The sequence below is a fragment of the Paeniglutamicibacter sp. GQ140 genome (genome assembly GCF_059759235.1).
This window is the reverse complement of record NZ_JCAXDW010000017.1, coordinates 82360-97725: the sequence shown is the minus strand read 5'-3', so window position 1 is coordinate 97725 and position 15366 is coordinate 82360. Positions and strand designations below refer to the sequence as shown.

General features: G+C 69.0%; 16 protein-coding genes. 2 read left to right on the top strand and 14 right to left on the bottom strand.

Annotated features, from left to right (window positions below; all coding sequences use genetic code 11):
• Positions 1-143 precede the first annotated feature (143 nt).
• Positions 144-1160, top strand: coding sequence for an NAD(P)H-dependent flavin oxidoreductase (locus AC6CHY_RS18825; RefSeq protein WP_498227816.1), 1017 nt, complete (start codon positions 144-146; stop codon positions 1158-1160).
• 19 nt (positions 1161-1179) lie between these two features.
• Here AC6CHY_RS18825 and panC read toward each other — a convergent pair whose 3' ends face one another.
• The 14 genes from panC to dacB form a co-directional block, all read right to left on the bottom strand.
• Entirely contained in the window at positions 1180-2115 is a 936-nt protein-coding gene (gene panC, locus AC6CHY_RS18820; RefSeq protein ID WP_498227814.1) for a pantoate--beta-alanine ligase, read from the bottom strand.
• 34 nt (positions 2116-2149) lie between these two features.
• On the bottom strand, positions 2150-3046 hold the full coding sequence (locus tag AC6CHY_RS18815) for a Rossmann-like and DUF2520 domain-containing protein (RefSeq protein WP_498227812.1): 897 nt from the start codon (positions 3044-3046) through the stop codon (positions 2150-2152).
• Positions 3043-4587, bottom strand: a complete 1545-nt coding sequence (locus AC6CHY_RS18810; RefSeq protein ID WP_498227811.1) for a PH domain-containing protein — start codon at positions 4585-4587, stop codon at positions 3043-3045. Before AC6CHY_RS18810 ends, AC6CHY_RS18815 begins: the two co-directional genes overlap by 4 nt.
• A complete protein-coding gene (locus AC6CHY_RS18805) occupies positions 4584-5096 on the bottom strand; it encodes a PH domain-containing protein (protein ID WP_217390808.1) in 513 nt (170 codons plus the stop codon). The genes AC6CHY_RS18810 and AC6CHY_RS18805 overlap by 4 nt, the downstream gene beginning before the upstream one ends.
• On the bottom strand, positions 5077-5577 hold the full coding sequence (locus AC6CHY_RS18800) for a DUF3180 domain-containing protein (RefSeq protein WP_217390809.1): 501 nt from the start codon (positions 5575-5577) through the stop codon (positions 5077-5079). Before AC6CHY_RS18800 ends, AC6CHY_RS18805 begins: the two co-directional genes overlap by 20 nt.
• A 4-nt stretch (positions 5578-5581) precedes the next feature.
• Positions 5582-6073, bottom strand: coding sequence for a 2-amino-4-hydroxy-6-hydroxymethyldihydropteridine diphosphokinase (gene folK / locus AC6CHY_RS18795; RefSeq protein ID WP_498227809.1), 492 nt, complete (start codon positions 6071-6073; stop codon positions 5582-5584).
• Between the two features lie 5 nt (positions 6074-6078).
• Complete coding sequence (gene folB / locus AC6CHY_RS18790) at positions 6079-6447, bottom strand: dihydroneopterin aldolase (protein WP_498227807.1); 369 nt, start codon at positions 6445-6447, stop codon at positions 6079-6081.
• A gap of 21 nt (positions 6448-6468) precedes the next feature.
• The gene (gene folP, locus AC6CHY_RS18785; protein ID WP_217390812.1) at positions 6469-7386 is read right to left on the bottom strand and encodes a dihydropteroate synthase; all 918 of its coding nucleotides are present in this window, start codon (positions 7384-7386) and stop codon (positions 6469-6471) included.
• Between the two features lie 9 nt (positions 7387-7395).
• Positions 7396-7998, bottom strand: coding sequence for a GTP cyclohydrolase I FolE (gene folE, locus AC6CHY_RS18780; RefSeq protein ID WP_498227817.1), 603 nt, complete (start codon positions 7996-7998; stop codon positions 7396-7398).
• Positions 7999-8038: 40 nt separating this feature from the next.
• Positions 8039-9994, bottom strand: coding sequence for an ATP-dependent zinc metalloprotease FtsH (ftsH, locus tag AC6CHY_RS18775; RefSeq protein WP_498227804.1), 1956 nt, complete (start codon positions 9992-9994; stop codon positions 8039-8041).
• Between the two features lie 231 nt (positions 9995-10225).
• Positions 10226-10777, bottom strand: a complete 552-nt coding sequence (gene hpt / locus AC6CHY_RS18770) for a hypoxanthine phosphoribosyltransferase (protein WP_217390814.1) — start codon at positions 10775-10777, stop codon at positions 10226-10228.
• A gap of 153 nt (positions 10778-10930) precedes the next feature.
• The gene (gene tilS, locus AC6CHY_RS18765; protein ID WP_498227802.1) at positions 10931-11980 is read right to left on the bottom strand and encodes a tRNA lysidine(34) synthetase TilS; all 1050 of its coding nucleotides are present in this window, start codon (positions 11978-11980) and stop codon (positions 10931-10933) included.
• Between the two features lie 31 nt (positions 11981-12011).
• Positions 12012-13172, bottom strand: a complete 1161-nt coding sequence (locus tag AC6CHY_RS18760; RefSeq protein ID WP_498227801.1) for a zinc-dependent metalloprotease — start codon at positions 13170-13172, stop codon at positions 12012-12014.
• Positions 13173-13263: 91 nt separating this feature from the next.
• The gene (gene dacB / locus AC6CHY_RS18755) at positions 13264-14688 is read right to left on the bottom strand and encodes a D-alanyl-D-alanine carboxypeptidase/D-alanyl-D-alanine endopeptidase (RefSeq protein WP_498227799.1); all 1425 of its coding nucleotides are present in this window, start codon (positions 14686-14688) and stop codon (positions 13264-13266) included.
• 131 nt (positions 14689-14819) lie between these two features.
• Between dacB and AC6CHY_RS18750 the strand changes: the two genes are divergently transcribed.
• A complete protein-coding gene (locus AC6CHY_RS18750; protein ID WP_217390818.1) occupies positions 14820-15305 on the top strand; it encodes an inorganic diphosphatase in 486 nt (161 codons plus the stop codon).
• The last annotated feature ends 61 nt before the right edge of the window (positions 15306-15366 follow it).

The window sequence follows — 15366 nt, the reverse complement described above, 5'->3', positions numbered from 1 at the left end:
CACCCGCACCACCAGGGGTCCGCAAACCCCGCAAAGACGGGGAACAACCCCTTCTTGGGACGGCTTTTCAGGCCGTTCGGGGGGAATCTCCAATTGAGCCCTGCATCACAACGACGCCACCTGGTCGGTCATAGACTGAAAACATGCCTGAACTTCCAGTAGACGCATCGGCCAGACTCCAGCCCCTCAACTCGTTGCAACAGATACTCGGCTACACGGAGCCCATCTTCAATGCCCCGATGGCCGGGGCGGCCGGCGGCGCGCTGGCCGCCGCCGTATCGGCAGCCGGTGGCTTTGGCATGTTGGGTATCGGCGGCAATGCCACCAAGGAATGGATCGACAGTGAAGCGTCACTGGCCGCGTCCTCCGGCCGGGGCTGGGGTGCCGGCCTGATGGCATGGGTCCTGGCGAAGAACCTGGAACCGCTCGAGCATGTGCTGGCCCATGGACCATCGTTTGTCTGCATCAGCTTTGGCGAACCCGGCCCCGCCGCCGCCCTGGCACATGAGTCCGGGTCCCTGGTGGGAATGCAGGTCGGCAATGCGGCAGAATTTTCCCGCGCCCTTGAGGACGACATCGACGTGGTGATCTGCCGCGGCAATGAAGGCGGAGGCCATGGGCGCAATGAGGTGTCCACCCTTCCCCTGCTTCAGCTGGCCCTGGAAAGGACCGGCAAGCCGGTCATTGCCGCCGGTGGCCTGGCCACGGCTGCCGGGGTAGCCGCCGTCCTGGGTTCGGGCGCTTCGGCCGCATGGATCGGCACGCGCTTCGCCGCGGCCACCGAATCCATGAGCCACCGAAATATCAAGGAGGCCATTGGGGCGGCCGGCATCGACGACACCGTATACACGAGCGCCTTCGACATCGCCCAGCGCATAGACTGGCCGGTCCATTACGGCGGCAGGGCCCTGCGCAACGACTTCAGCGACACCTGGGCCGGCGACATCGATGCACTCAAGGCAGCCGTCGGTGCCGACGACACCCTGACCAAGCAAGTCGACGGCGCCCGTGCGAAGGGCGATATTTCCCTGGCCCCGGTCTATGCCGGCCAGTCAGCGGGGCTGTCGAAAGCGGGGCAAGGCGCCGCCGAGATTGTTGCGGACCTTGCCGGATTCCGTTCGGTGCTCCAGCGGGCCGCCCGGCGCTGGGAAACCGCCTGAGCGATTCGGGCCCGTCGGCTCAGTAGCCCAGTGTCATGTTGTCGATAAGCCGGACCTCGCCGACCTTCGCGGCCACCAGCAGCAGGCCCTCCCCGGTGAACGGGGTGTCCTGGCAATTGAAGGCCAGCTCCTTCAGGGTGCGCGGATCCACCAGCTCGAAGTAGTCGAGTTCCACCAGCGGTTCCATGTCGAAGAGCCCCGCGGCGTCCTCCAGGTACAGCGGTTCGTGGCGGTCGGCCCGTTCCTTGACCAGGACCAGGGCCCGGTGGATCACCAGTGCCGCTTTCGCCTGCTCCCCGGTGAGGAACTGGTTCCTGCTGGAAAGCGCCAGGCCCTCGGCGCTGCGGATGATGGGCACCGAGCGGATCTCGACCGGGTAGTTCAGGTCCGCCACCATGCGGTTGATGAGCACCAGCTGCTGCGCATCCTTTTGCCCGAAGTAGGCGCGGTAGGAGACCGGGACCCCGAGCGTGGCCGGCGGCATGGCAAAGTGAAGCAGCTTGGCCACCACCGCGAGCATCCCGTCGAAGTGTCCGGGGCGCGAGGCCCCCTCGAATTTCGTTCCCAGTTCACCGGAATCGAGCCTGACCAGCGGACGCCCGTCGGGGTAAACCTCGGTCGCCTCGGGGGCGAAGACGATGTCGGCGCCGGCGCGGGCCAGGATCTCGACATCGGCCTCGAGCGTGCGCGGGTACCTGGCGAAATCCTGCGCATCGTTGAACTGCAACTCGTTGACGAAGATGCTGACCACCAGCACGTCGTTCTCTGCCCGGGCGGTGGACACCAGCGACTCGTGCCCCGAGTGCAGGGCGCCCATGGTGGGCACCAGGCCCAGGGTGGCGGTGCCGTGCTCCGGTGCGTTCGCTTCGATGGCCTGCGCCATGGCCGCCGAAAGCTCGGCCGCGGTGCGGACGATGCGGGGGGTGCGGTCGGCTGGGTCTGCTGGGATGCTCACCGGTCCAGTTTATCCGCGGGTGCCGTCGATGGCCCTAGTCCGTGGGCGCGCCCAGCACGGCCAGGATCCCCTCGAGGGTTTCCCTGCCGATCAATCCGCGGGCATGGGCACGCAGCGCCGTCGCCCGGCTCATCGCCAGGTAGCCCGCGCGGGTGTCCTCCCCGATGTCCTCCCCGGCCAGCGCGGCACGGTGCGCGGCAACAGTTTGCACGTCCCCGCGGGCCACCGGCCCGGTCAGTGCGCCCTCGCCGGAGGCCAGCGCATTTTCCAGCGAGGCGCGCATGAGTGCGGAGAGCACCCGTTCGGGGCGTTCGACGCCGATGCCCGCCAGGATGCCCGCGGCCTGTCCGGCGACCGTGACCAGGTGGTTGGAGGCGTGCGACAGGGCCGCGTGGTACTTGACCCGGTCCTGCTCGGCGATGACCACCGGTTCGCCGCCCATCTCCACCACGAGCGCCTGGGCGATGGGCAGGACCATGTTCGAGGCGCTCACCCCGAAGACGCAGTCGCCGAGCCGCTCCAGGTCCATGCTCATCCCGGTGAAGGTCATGGCCGGGTGGATGGCCAGCCCGATGGCGCCTGCGGCCATCGCCGGGGCCAGCACCTCGGTGCCGTAGCGCCCGGCGGTGTGCACGACAAGCTGGCCGGCCTGCCAGTGGCCCGCCGCGGCGAGCCCGGAAACCAGGTCCGCCAGCGCGTCGTCGGGTACCGCCAGGATGACAAGTTCGGCGCGGCGCAGGATCTCGGGGATCTCCAGCACCGGCACGTCGGGAAGGAGCAGTTCGGCGCGTTCCCGTGAGGCCTGAGAGACGGCATGGACGCCGACCACCTGGTGCTCGGCGGCGCGCAGTGCGGCCCCCAGCACGGCGCCGACCTTGCCGGCGCCGATGACGCCGACCCCCAGCCGTCCCGGCTTGCCCGTGTTCCTCATGCGTCCCCCAGCCAGTGGTTTGAATCGGTTTGCCTTCGTGCCGCGGCGGCACGGTCGGCCTGCTCCAGGAACAATTCCCGTCCCGAGCCGATGTCGAGCTGGCGCACTATCGGCACGACCGGACCGGGGATGGTGGCCAGCCAGAGGTCCACCACGTCCAGGCGCCGCGCCACCGGGCCCTGGCGCAGGGACAGGCCCTGGGTGCGCGCGTGCGGCACGATGGCGACGGTGCGGTGCAGCGCGCCGTTGCGCGCCACCAGTGCGGTGTCGGTCAGCGCGTATCCCTGCCTGCGGTAGGCCAGCGGCGCGAGCGGCCGGATCCTGGGCGGTGAGACCACGAAGCCGTGGTCGGTGCCGCTTCCGTTGAGGGCGGCGGCAAAGAACTCGCGCGGCGCCTCGACCCCGGGGGCCGGCAGCACGACCGAAAGCACAGCCAAAACGTCCTCGAAGGTGCCCACCGGCAGCAGCACGCTGCGTTGTTCGGCGTCGTTGGCGGCCCCGCCCCCGATGCCGGCGACGTTCACCGAGACCTTGTACCAGCCCAGCTTCCGCCAGAGGAAGGGGGCGGAGACCTTGATGGCCTGCACCCTGCCCGGGGGAACCGTCTGGTGGCGGGTGTCCAGCAGGCCGTAGCCCAGGCGCAGCCCGTCGGCGCTGGTGGCGGCCTTGAAGTTGTAGCCGGTGTTGAGGTTGTTCCACAGCGCACCGGCCATGCCGAGCAGCGCCGGCAGCAGGTAGAACGGGGCGAAGCCGTCGATGTTTGACATGGCAATTCCGAGCCCGATGATGGCCAGCACCATGAACACCGTGGAGGGGCGCAGCAGGATCGAGCCCGCGAGCCGGCCCAGCGGGACGCTGGCGACCACGCGCTCGCTCGCGGCCAGGGAGATGTAGGGCGCCGCATCGGCGGAAGCCACCGGAGCCGCCTCGGCCGGGGCGGTTTCCGGGCCCCCCATATCCGCCCCGTCGCCGGCCGGTGCCGCCGGCGGGACGACGGGTGCCGGGGGCACGGAGCTGTCCTTCAGCCCGGCGGCGCGGGCCAGGATGGCATTGCGCAGCTCGTGGGCCTCGGACAGCTTCACGAAGGCCAGGTTCATCGCGGCGGAGCCCGAGTCGGCGACGTCGAAGCGCAGCTCGGCGAGCCCGAAGATGCGGGCGACCAGCGGCTGGACAATGTCGATCGACTGCACCCGGTCGATGCGTGCCTGGCGCTGCTGACGGAAGACCATGCCGGAATTCACGTTCACGTGGCGGTCGGTGATCTGGTACTTGGTGAACCACCAGGTGCCGAAGAAACCCAGCAGGATCAGCAGCAGGATGCCGCCGCCGATGAGCAGCGACACCAGCAGCGGGGCGCCGGAGACGAAGTCCGGCCCGGGATTTGGCTCTTCCTCGCCGAAGAGCGAGGACAGCGTGTTTTGCCCGTAGACGAAGGCGATGGCGACCACCGCGAGCCAGCCGCGCACCAGGGGGGAGACCGGGTGGACCCGGTGCCACGGTGCCTCGGACCCGCCGTGCCCCGGGGCCGCTTCGGGGTTCACAGCCCGGCCAAACGCGATTCGCCGCGGGCCGCCAGCTGCTCGCGCAGGCGCGTGCCCTCGGCCAGGGGCAGGCCGGGGATCTCCGCGGTGGCGTCGGCGGCGGCGGTGTGCAGCTTGACCTTGCACAGCCCCAGCATCCGGTCGATCGGGCCCACTGCCACGTCGACGAATTGCATCCGGCCATAGGGAACCACCAGAACCCGTTGGAACATCAGGCCCTGGCGCACCAGCAGGTCGTCCTCGCGTTCGGCGTAGCCGATCGCGGCGACCTGCCGCGGGATCAACAGCAGGCGCACGATTTCGATCGCCAGCACGACGGCGGGGGCGGCGATGGCCAGCCAGAGCGGGAATCCGCTCCACACCCCGAACCGGTTCAGCACCAGCGGCACGCACAGCACCACCAGTGTCACCAGGGCGCCAACGGCCCAACCCGCCATGCGGACCTTCGCGTAGCTCGGGGACACCCGGGTCCAGTGGATACCGGCCGGGTCAATTGGTTCCTGCGGCATAGCCTTCCTCGTCCTTGCCCTCGGTCTTGGCCGCCGGGTCTGAGGGATCTTCCGGGGGCAGCTTGCAGAACTGTTCCACAACCCATCCCACGATAACCATCACCAGGGCACCGCCGATCATCACCAAGGATGATTTCACCGCCGCGCTGCCCATTCCGCCGGCGGCGAGCAGGCCCAGCAGGATCCCGCCGTGCCACCCGGCGATCGTGGATCCGGCGTACACGCTGGCCTGGGCCAGCACCAGGGTCCGGGCCGCGGCAATGGGGTTCACGCGCTTCTTGGTTCGTCCGCTCGTGTAGGCCTTGATCCGGATGCCCATGACCAGGGTGAGCAGGCAGGCGGCCCCCATGGTCACCAGGGAGGTCCAGTGCAGCACGGGCACCGGGTAGCCACGGGTCGTGGCAAAGATCTGCAGGGCGTAGCCGCCCACGACGCCTATCACCAGCACCGTGAAGACCCACAGGGGCCGCAGCGAGTTCATGGCCCTAGGCCCCCGCTTCGGCGCGGACGATGTCCGGGGTGTCGGCCGCGGCGGCGGCCAGGGAGGCCACCGGCTTCCCTGAAAGCAGGGCGTCCGGTTCCATCCAGGACCACGGCAGCAGCACGAACCCGCGTGTCGCCGCCCGCGGGTGCGGCAACGTCAGCACCGGGTCTTCGCTGGTTTCATCCCCGTAGGTGATCACGTCGATGTCCAGGGTGCGCGGCCCCCAGCGCACCTCGCGGGTGCGGTGGTGCGCGGCCTCGATCTCCTGGCAGGCCAAGAGCAGTTCACGCGGGGCCAGGTCGGTGTCGATGCGCACCACCAGGTTCAGGAAGTCGGGTTGCCCGGCCGGCCCGCCCACGGGCTTGGTCACCGCGGTGTCGGAGACCTTCAGCACCTCGATGCCCCCGGTGGCGGCCAGCCGTGCAACGGCGGCCTGGAGCGTTCCGGCACGTTCGCCCAGGTTCGAGCCCAGGGCAAGGATGCAGGAAACCATGGGGCTCACTCCCGTTCGCGATAAATATGGATGGTGACGTCGGTAAACGTCACGGTGATCGGGGCCTTGGGCTTGTGCACGATGACCTCCACCGCCGAGACGGTGCCGAAGGACGCGAGGATCGCCGCGGCGGTCTTCTCCGCCAGCGTCTCGATCAGGTCCCAGGGCCCGTCCTGGATCTGGGCCACCACCAGCTCACCGAGCTCGCCATAGTGGGCGGTGTCGGCGACGTCGTCGCTGGCCGCGGCCTTCCGGATGTCGGTGTGCAGCACCACGTCGAGCGTGAAGGGCTGCCCGTCGCGCTTCTCGTGCTCGAAGACCCCGTGGTGCCCGATCGCGGTGATGCCCGAAAGGGTGATGGTGTCGCTGCGCATGCTGCCCCCGGTCCCCGAGTCCTAGAGTGCCGGAACGCGGGCCGCGGACCAGGCGCGGGCGACCTTGATGGCGTCAAGGGAAGAGGGCACGTCGTGCACGCGCACACCCCAGGCGCCGTTGGCGGCGGCCAGCGCGCTGGTCGCCGCGGTTGCGGCGTCGCGCTGGGCCGGGGCGGCGGGCTTGCCGTCGACCGTCAGCAGGGCGCCGAGGAAGCGCTTGCGGCTGGTTCCCACCAGCACGCGGTGGCCCAGTGCGGTGAAGCGGTCAAGCGCGTTGAGCAGTTCCCAGTTGTGCTCGTGGTCCTTGGCGAAGCCGAGTCCCGGGTCCAGGATCAGGGCCTCGGGCTTGACCCCGGCGGCAATGAACCGCTCGCGCAGCTCCGTCAGCTCCGCCAGGACCTCGGTGACCACGTCGGTGTAGCTGGCCTCGGTGACCATCGAGGCGGCGTCCCCGCGGCGGTGCATCAGCACGTAGGGCGCGCCGGTCTCGGCCATCAGCGCGGGCATGTCCGGCTCGTGGGTCAGCCCGGAGACGTCGTTGATGATGTGGGCGCCGGCCTCCAGGGCGGCCCGGGCGGTGGAGGTGTGCATGGTGTCGACCGAGATGATCGCCCCGGCCTTGGCCAGCGCCTTGATGACCGGCAGGATGCGCTTCTGCTCCTCGGCGGGGTCGACCGGGTCGGCCCCGGGGCGGGTGGATTCGCCGCCGACGTCGATGATGTCCGCACCGCCGTAGTACATGCGCAGCCCGTGGGAGATGGCATCGTCGGCGTTGGTGTACTTCCCGCCGTCCGAAAAGGAATCCTCGGTGATGTTCAGGATGCCCATGACCAGGGTGCGGTCGACGGGCAGGTCGGCCAGGGTGCGGGCCGTGATTTTCTTGATGACAGGCAGCGGGCTGGTGGCCGGGCCGGTTCCGGGGATTGCTCCAAGTGACATGGGGTTTACCTACTTTCCGAGGATGAGGCTCATGGCCTCTGCGCGGGTGGCCGGCTCACGGAGCTGGCCACGCACGGCGCTGGTGACGGTCTTGGCGCCCGGCTTGCGGACGCCCCGCATGGACATGCACATGTGTTCGCATTCGACCACGACGATGGCGCCGCGAGGGCTCAGGTGCTCCATGAGCGCCTCGACGATCTGGGTGGTCAGGCGCTCCTGGACCTGCGGGCGGCGTGCAAAGACCTCCACCAGGCGGGCCAGCTTGCTCAGGCCCGTGACCTTCCCCTCTGGTCCGGGGATGTAGCCGACGTGGGCGGTGCCGTGGAACGGCACCAGGTGGTGTTCGCAGGTCGAGTAGAACGGGATGTCCTTGACCAGGACCAGTTCGTCGTGTTCGATGTCGAACGTCGTTCCCAGGTGGTCGGCCGGGTCCTGGTGGAGCCCGGCAAAGAACTCCGCATAGGCCTTGGCCACGCGCTTGGGCGTCTCCACCAGCCCGTCGCGGTCAGGGTCCTCGCCGATGGCGTGGAGGATCTCGCGCACCGCGTTTTCGATGCGGAGCAGGTCCACGCCGCCGAGGTCCTGGACGTTGTCATCTTCAAACTGATCGATCTCGTTCACCCTTCAGATCCTAGCCTGTGTGTGCGATCGGTTACTCGCCGGTGACGTCGCCGGACGTGGAGGCGGCGGCATCGGCGGCGATTTCCTTCGCGGAAAGGACCGGTCCGGCGGCATGCACGGGGCGGGTGTCCTTGCTCAGCCAGACGTCGCGCTCGGGGCGCTTGGTGAGGTCGTGGAAGATTTCCTCGATCTCCTTCTGGTTCAGCGTCTCGTGCTCGAGCAGCGCCAGGGCCAGGCGGTCAAGCACGTGGCGGTTCTCGGTCAGCGCCGCGTAGGCCTCGTCGTGTGCGGTGTCGATCAGCGCGCGGACCTCTTCGTCGACCACGTTGGCCATGGTCTCGGAGTAGTCGCGGCTGCCGGACTGCCCGTACATGGCGTCGCCCGAGGAAGAGCCCAGCTTCACGGCGCCCACGCGCTCGGACATGCCGTAGTCGGTGACCATCTTGCGCGCGGTGGCGGTGGCCTTCTCGATGTCGTTGGAGGCTCCGGTGGAGGGGTCGTGGAAGACGATTTCCTCGGCCACGCGCCCGCCCATGGCGTAGGCCATCTGGTCGAGCAGCTCATTGCGGGTCACCGAGTACTTGTCGTCGTCGGGCACCACCATGGTGTAGCCCAGGGCGCGGCCGCGCGGCAGGATGGTGACCTTGGTGACCGGCGCGGTCTGGCGCATTGCCGCGGCGACCAGGGCGTGGCCGCCCTCGTGGTACGCGGTGATCTTGCGCTCGTGTTCCTTCATCAGGCGGCTGCGCTTCTGCGGGCCGGCCATGACGCGGTCGATGGCCTCGTCCAGGGCGCGGTCGTCGATCAGCTGGGCGTTGGAGCGCGCGGTCAGCAGCGCCGCCTCGTTGAGCACGTTGGCCAAGTCGGCGCCGGTGTACCCGGGGGTCTTCTTGGCCACGGCCTTCAAATCCACGTTGGTGGCCATCGGCTTGCCCTGCGCGTGGACCTTGAGGATCTGCTCGCGGCCGATCATGTCGGGGGCCTCGACGGGGATCTGGCGGTCGAAGCGGCCCGGGCGCAGCAGCGCCGGGTCAAGGACGTCGGCGCGGTTGGTCGCGGCGATCAGGATGACGTTGGTGGTCGCGTCGAAGCCGTCCATCTCGACCAGCAGCTGGTTGAGGGTCTGCTCGCGCTCGTCGTTGCCCCCGCCGATGCCGGCGCCGCGGTGGCGACCCACGGCGTCGATCTCGTCGACGAAGATGATGGCCGGGGAGTTGGTCTTGGCCTGCTCGAAGAGGTCGCGGACACGCGAGGCGCCGACGCCGACGAACATCTCCACGAAGTCCGAGCCGGAGATCGAGTAGAACGGGACGCCGGCCTCGCCGGCGACGGCCTTGGCCAGCAGCGTCTTGCCGGTGCCCGGAGGGCCGTAGAGCAGCACGCCCTTGGGGATCTTGGCGCCGACCGCCTGGAACTTGCCCGGTTCGCGCAGGAACTCCTTGATTTCATGGAGCTCCTCCACGGCTTCCTCGGCGCCCGCGACGTCGACGAAGGTCACCTGGGGCATGTCCTTGGTGATCAGCTTCGCCTTGGACTTGCCGAACTGCATGACCTTGGATCCGCCGCCCTGGGAGCGGGAGAGGATGAACCAGAACAGGCCCACGATCAGGATCATCGGGATCATGAAGCCGAGCATGGAGGTGAACCAGTTGCTCTGCACCGGCTGGTCGGTGTAGCCGGAGAGGCTGGCCTCGTTGACGGCGTCCACCACCTGGGTTCCGCGCGGCTGGGAGTAGAAGAACGAGACGTTCTTGCCCTTGTCCTCGCCGTCGAGGTTCAGCGGTTCCTTCAGCGTCAGGTCCACGCGCTGCTCGCCGTCGAAGATCTTCGCCTCGGTGACCTTGTCGTCCTTGAGCAATTGCATGCCAACGGAGGTGTCGATGCGCCCGGAATTGCCGCCCAAAAGCGTCGGCAGGAAAATCAGCAGCACCGCGGCGCCCAGAAGCACCCAGACGATCCAGCTGTTAAAGATCTTTTTCGCGTTCATTGATTGGGGGTCCCGCCCCATCCCTCCTGCTTTCAGGCCCTTGGCGGCCCGGGCGCCTGGGCGACGCCGGCATCTTGCTACAAGTTAATTAAGTAAACGCCCTCATGTGTACCCACGGATGGGCTTCACGGTAAGTTCCCCTTTGGGCGTAAGAACACCAATGGCCGCCCCCGGGGAACCGGAAACGGCCATGCACACCCCGCAGGGCGCGGGGGCGGCGGGTGCCGCGCGCTACTGGTAGACGTGCGGCGCCAGGGTGCCGATGAAGTCCAGGTTGCGGTACTTCTCGTCGAAGTCCAGGCCGTAGCCGACCACGAATTCGTTGGGGATTTCCATGCCGACGTACTTCACGTCGATCTCCACCTTGGCTGCCTCCGGCTTGCGCAGCAGGGTGCAGATTTCCACCGAGGCCGGGCCGCGGGAGTGCAGGTTCGCCAGCAGCCAGGACAGGGTCAGGCCGGAGTCGATGATGTCCTCGACAATCAGCACGTCCTTGCCCAGAAGGTCGGTGTCGAGGTCCTTGAGGATCCGCACGACGCCGGAGGACTGGGTGCCCGAGCCGTAGGAGGAGACCGCCATCCAGTCCATGGTCACGTGGGAGTGCAGGGCGCGGACCAGGTCGGCCATGACCATCACGGCGCCCTTGAGCACGCCGACAACCAGGATGTCCCGGCCTACGTAGTCGGCGTCGATCCGTGCGGCAAGCTCATTGATCTTGGCCTGGATTTCTTCCTTGGTGTAGAGGACATGCGCCAAATCGGCGCTGACATCTTTCGAATCCACGAGGGCTCCTGGTTCTGGGGTCGGCGATATACCGGTCGAAGGGGGTTTTCTACCCACGAACTAGAGTGCCACAGTCTGGCTTGCGGTGGGGAGCGCGGCACCCCGGTGTTGCCGCGGCCTTGCGGCTGGCGGCCCGGGATTGTGAGGCAATTCTCACCCTCTGCCGCGCCGCAGGGCCGTGGCGTCAAGCCGCAGGACCGGGATCGCACCCGCCGGCAGCCGTGTTCCGGCGATCCGGGTGGCAAACACCGGGCCCTCGAGCTGGACCGGGCCGGCGGACCTGGAGCCGAGCACCAGGGCGTCAAGGGCGGCCAGGCGCTCGAAGTCGGGTGCCGGCGCCCCCGCTTTCACCACGGCAAGGCGCAGGGCGCGCGAGCGCAGCGGCTCGGGCATGGCGCGCAGGCGGGCCAGGTCGAGGTCGCACACCGTGGCCGCGGCCCCGGCGTCTGCCGCGCCAGCGGCAGCCGGCGCGGCCAGGGTCGCCTCGCTGAGCGCTCCCGCGGCCAACCCGTCGAGGTATTCGGCGTCGGCACGGGCCAGCGCGGCGGTCCGGGCCAGCGCGGCGGGCACGTGGTCCCCCAGCACGCCAAGCAGCACCGGCATCAGTTCGTGGCGTACCCGGTTGCGCAGGTAGCGCGGGTCGGTGTTGCTCGGGTCGTTCCAGTACTCAAGCCCCTCGTGGCGGCAGATCAGTTCGACATCCGCCCGTCCCAGGGCCAGCAGCGGGCGCAGGTAGGGCCCGCGCGCGGCCGGCATCCCGGCAAGCGAGAGCGTCCCGGAACCGCGGGCCAGCCCCAGCAGCACCTGTTCGGCCTGGTCGTCCAGGGTGTGCCCGAGCAGCACGTGGTCTGCGCCGGTTTGCCGCAGGGCCTCCCCGAAGGCGGCGTAGCGCGCGGTGCGGGCCGCCTGTTCGCTGCCTCCGTCCACGTTGACCTGGAGCACCAGCACCTCTCCGAGGCCAAGCTCCCGGCATTGGGCGGCCGCCCGGTGGGCCACCTCGGTGCTGCCCGGCTGCATCCGGTGGTCGATGATGACTGCCCCGGCGTCGATCTCCATCTTGCGGTGCAGGAATGCCGCGGCAGCGGCCAGCGCCAGCGAGTCGGCCCCGCCGCTGCAGGCCACCAGCACCTTGCCGCCCGGCGGCACCATGGCGCGGATCGAGTTGCGGGCCTCGGCCAGCGCGCGCGGCAGCTTCCCGCCCATCCCTGCCCCTCTCCCCCGGTGGGGTGCGTGCCTAGTCGTTTGCCGGTGCCTGCGGCCCGGCCGGGTTCCCGCCCATGCGCGCCACCCATTGCTCCGGGTGGTGCAGCTCGTGCTCGGTGGGAAGGTTTTCCGGGCCCTCCCAGACCCGGTTGAAGCCCTCCATGCCCATGAGCTTCACCGCCTTGGAGACGAAGCGCTGCCCGTCGGCATATTGGCGCATCTTCGCGTCCAGTCCCAGCAGCTTGCGCAGCCACTTCTCCACCATGCCGCGGTCCTTGCCGCGGGCGCCGAAGCGCTGGCGGATGGTGCGCACCGAGGGCACGATCGAGGAGTCCACGGCGTCCATCACCACGTTGGCGTGCCCCTCCAGCAGGGACATCACCGCGGTGATGTGCGAGAGGATCGCCTTTTGCTCGCCGGTGCGCAGCGAGGCCAGCAGCCCGGTCTCCCCGGTTGGTCCTCCTGCCTCCCCGAGGTCGGCGCCTGCCGTCTCCAGGTCCTTCTTGCCGCGGATGACCTCCGACGCGGCGGCGCGCAGGCGCTCGCCCAGCGCCTCGGGCTCGGCCAGCAGCGAGGCCAGCAGCTCGGCGATCTTGGACTGCAGGTGCTCGCGCAGCCACGGGGCGGCGGCGAATTGCACCCGGTGGGTTTGCTCGTGCAAAGTGACCCAGAGCCGGAAGTCGTCGGTGTCGACCTTCAGTTCCCGCTCGATGGCCACGATGTTCGGCGCCACCAGCATCAGCCGGCCCCCGGCCGGAAGGTCCGCGCGCAGCAGGCCCGCGAAGGGGTCGTACTGGCCCAGCACCTTGGAGGACATGAAGGCCAGGATGGCGCCCATCTCCACGCCGGTGGCCGTGGAGGAAAGCAGCTGGGTGGCTTCGCTGATCTTCTCGCCGCGGGTCTTGGCCAGGTTCTCCATGGCCGGGCCCAGCATCGCCTCGAAGCTTTGGGTGTTCGCCTTGGCCCAGCCGGGCCGGTCGACAATGAGCACTTGCGAATCGCGCAGGTCCGCGGCCGCCGCCAACCCGGTGATGCGGTGCACGTGCTCGACCGATGCCTCGGCCTTGGCGCGCAGGTCGGCGACCACCGCGGCAATTTCGGGGCCGGTGAGGCCGGGGCCGGCGCCGGCCAGCTTGGCCGCGGTGGTGGCGGCGAGGTCCCAATTGATCAGCCGGAAGTCGGTGGTGTCCATGCCTTCCATCCCATCACGCTTTTCGCCAGTGCGGCGGGATTGCGCGCTGGGCAAAAAATCCCCGGCCGCGGCGCGGCGCGGGAATCCGCACCTAGCTGCACCCGCAGCGGGTGAGTGCCGCCGCGGCGGCATCGAGCAGCTGCCGCTGTGGCCCGATGGCACGGTCACGGGTGTTCACGAAGATCGAGAAGGCCAGTGCCCGTCCGTCCCGGGTCACGGTGAGGCCGCTGAGGCTGGAGACCTCCATGAGCGATCCGGTCTTGGCGCGCACCATCCCGCGCGTGTCGACTGCGCCGAGCCGGGTGGACAGGGTTCCGGTGGCTCCTGCAACCGGCAGGCCGTAGCCGAGGTTGCGCAGCGAGGCGTGTTCCGAGGTTGCCGCGTATGCCAGCGCCCCCGCCAGGGCCAAAGGGCTCACGCGGTTGGTGTTGGCCAGCCCGGAGGTGTCCGTCAGTGCCATCCCCGTGGTGTCGATGCCCAGGTCGGCGAGCGCCTGCTTCACCGCGGCGGCTCCGTGGGCGTAGTCCCCCGGCTGGCCCAGCTTCACCGCGACGAGGCGGCCGAGCGCCTCGGCCACGTAGTTGTCCGAGACCTCCAGCATGAACCTGACCTGTTCGCCCAGCGTGGCGGAGGTGACTGCACCCAGCTCGGTGCCCTGCACACCGGGGGCGGAGCGCGTGACCTCGGTGGCGACCTGCGGGCCGCCGGCCGCCGAGCCCACGGCGGTGCGCAGCGCCTTGGCGAATGTCGTCGCCGCATACATGCCCGGGTCCCCCACCCGTTCGGCCTTCGGATTGGCGTTGGCGCGGGCCCCGTACAGGGCGACGGGGGAAAGGGGCGCGATGTTGTTGGTGGTGACAAGCGACGCGTCCCAGTCGGGGTTCAGCGCCGGGCCGGCAAAGAGCGAGTCGTCCAGCTGGACTGACACCGCGTCGGCGGTTTCCCCGGCGGCGCGGGCCGCCACCAGCGACTTTGCGGCACGACGTGCGAGCGTCTCGAGCCCGGCCCGGCCGCTGGCTGATTCCGCACCCGTGCCGGCGCCCAGCAGCACGTCTCCGCCACCCACCAGCACCACGGTGTTCGGGTCCGCGAGCACCGCCCTGGTGGTGAAGCGATGGTCTTCGCCGATCACCTGCATGGCGGCAATGGCGGTGAACACCTTCAGGCTCGAGGCCGGGATGCCCGGCTGGTCGCCGGCATGCGAATACAGTGTCTCCCCGCTTGCCACGTCGATGACGCCGGCGCTGACGGAGGCATCGGCGGGGGCGGCGGACAGGATCGGATCCAGCTTCGCTGCCAGCACGGCGGCAACCGGTGCCGGAGCCGCGGGATCAAGCGGAGGCAGCGCCGTGGCAGCGGCGGGGGCGAGCACCGGGGGAACCGGCTCCTCGACGGCCTCCTTGGCTGCGAACCCCGAAGCCGCCACGGGAATGAGGAAGAACGCCACCAGGCCCATCAGCAAGCCCAGGACCACCGCCGTGATGCCCAGGCGCCGGATTTGGCTCGCATGCTTCATTCAACATCCCCGAAATCGTCGTAGTCAGCGTGCGCCATATACCCTTAAGCGCAGCTACCTAAGACTAGACGGCAATCGGACGCGCCCGCATCCGTGAGTGCCGCTGGTCGCGAGAGTCGAGGAGACTTTTCATGAGCCACGACGTCACCATCGAGATCCCTGCCGGATCGCGCGTGAAGTACGAGATCGACCACGAGACCCACCGCCTGCGTCTGGACCGCGTGTTGTTCACGTCCATGCAGTACCCGACGCACTACGGCTTCTTCGATGACACCCTGGGCGAAGACGGCGACCCGTTGGACGCCCTGGTCTTCATCCCGGGCGTTGACCTGTTCCCGGGCGTCGTGGTGGAGTCCCGCCCGATCGCCGTGTTCAACATGACCGACGACGGCGGCGGAGATGCCAAGCTCGTCTGCGTTCCGGCCGACAAGCGCTTTGACCACATCCAGGAATTCGAGGACCTCGACGGGTGGCTCATCAAGGAAATCGAGCACTTCTTCCTGCGCTACAAGGACCTGGAGCCGGGCAAGTGGGTCAAGGCCGAGGGCTGGATGGGGCGCGCCGAGGCCGAGGCCGAGCTGGAGCGCTCGATCGAGCGCTACAAGGCCCAGGCCTAGGTTTTTCGCCGGCATTGCCGCATCCCGGGGACGGGGTCCGATTCATCGCGTTGACGCGTTG

Coding starts and splice junctions, on each gene's coding strand:
- AC6CHY_RS18750 (WP_217390818.1), top strand. CDS start 14,820: ATGAGCCACGACGTCACCATCGAGATCCCTGCCGGATCGCGCGTGAAG.
- AC6CHY_RS18760 (WP_498227801.1), bottom strand. CDS start 13,172: ATGGACACCACCGACTTCCGGCTGATCAATTGGGACCTCGCCGCCACC.
- ftsH (WP_498227804.1), bottom strand. CDS start 9,994: ATGAACGCGAAAAAGATCTTTAACAGCTGGATCGTCTGGGTGCTTCTG.
- dacB (WP_498227799.1), bottom strand. CDS start 14,688: ATGAAGCATGCGAGCCAAATCCGGCGCCTGGGCATCACGGCGGTGGTC.
- AC6CHY_RS18800 (WP_217390809.1), bottom strand. CDS start 5,577: ATGAACTCGCTGCGGCCCCTGTGGGTCTTCACGGTGCTGGTGATAGGC.
- folB (WP_498227807.1), bottom strand. CDS start 6,447: ATGCGCAGCGACACCATCACCCTTTCGGGCATCACCGCGATCGGGCAC.
- folK (WP_498227809.1), bottom strand. CDS start 6,073: ATGGTTTCCTGCATCCTTGCCCTGGGCTCGAACCTGGGCGAACGTGCC.
- AC6CHY_RS18805 (WP_217390808.1), bottom strand. CDS start 5,096: ATGCCGCAGGAACCAATTGACCCGGCCGGTATCCACTGGACCCGGGTG.
- folP (WP_217390812.1), bottom strand. CDS start 7,386: ATGTCACTTGGAGCAATCCCCGGAACCGGCCCGGCCACCAGCCCGCTG.
- AC6CHY_RS18815 (WP_498227812.1), bottom strand. CDS start 3,046: ATGAGGAACACGGGCAAGCCGGGACGGCTGGGGGTCGGCGTCATCGGC.
- tilS (WP_498227802.1), bottom strand. CDS start 11,980: ATGGGCGGGAAGCTGCCGCGCGCGCTGGCCGAGGCCCGCAACTCGATC.
- AC6CHY_RS18825 (WP_498227816.1), top strand. CDS start 144: ATGCCTGAACTTCCAGTAGACGCATCGGCCAGACTCCAGCCCCTCAAC.